The sequence below is a fragment of the Bradyrhizobium ferriligni genome, from assembly GCF_056837965.1.
Window position 1 is genome coordinate 1 of record NZ_JBXEJO010000302.1, and the last position, 434, is coordinate 434.

At 70.7% G+C, this 434-nt stretch carries 1 protein-coding gene; it reads right to left on the reverse strand.

The annotated features are described in order from the left end of the window. The coding region (locus AC1VNY_RS42720; protein WP_482409710.1) for a DNA gyrase subunit A at positions 1-434 on the reverse strand (434 nt) is incomplete at both ends.

Consider the following 434-nt stretch of genomic DNA (forward strand, 5'->3'; position numbering starts at 1 on the left):
GGTGATGGTGACGACGACCTCCTCCTCGGGGATGAGGTCCTCCATCGACACCTCCCCGGCCGCCGGCACGATCCGGGTGCGGCGGTCGTCGCCGTACTTGTCGACGATGGCCGCGAGCTCGGTGGAGACGATCTCCCGCTGCCGCTCGGGGCGGGCGATGATGTCGCGGAAGTCCTCGATCTGGGCGGTGAGCTCGGCGTACTCGTCGGCGATCTTCTGCCGCTCCAGCGCCGCGAGCTGCCGCAGCTGCATGGCGAGGATGGCCCGCGCCTGGGTCTCGTCGATCTCGAGGAGCTCCATGAGCCCGTTGCGCGCGTCCTCGACCGTGGCCGAGCGGCGGATGAGGGCGATGACCTCGTCGAGCGCCTCGAGCGCCTTGAGGTAGCCGATGAGCAGGTGCTGGCGCTCCTCGGCCTGGCGCAGCCGGTAGGCGG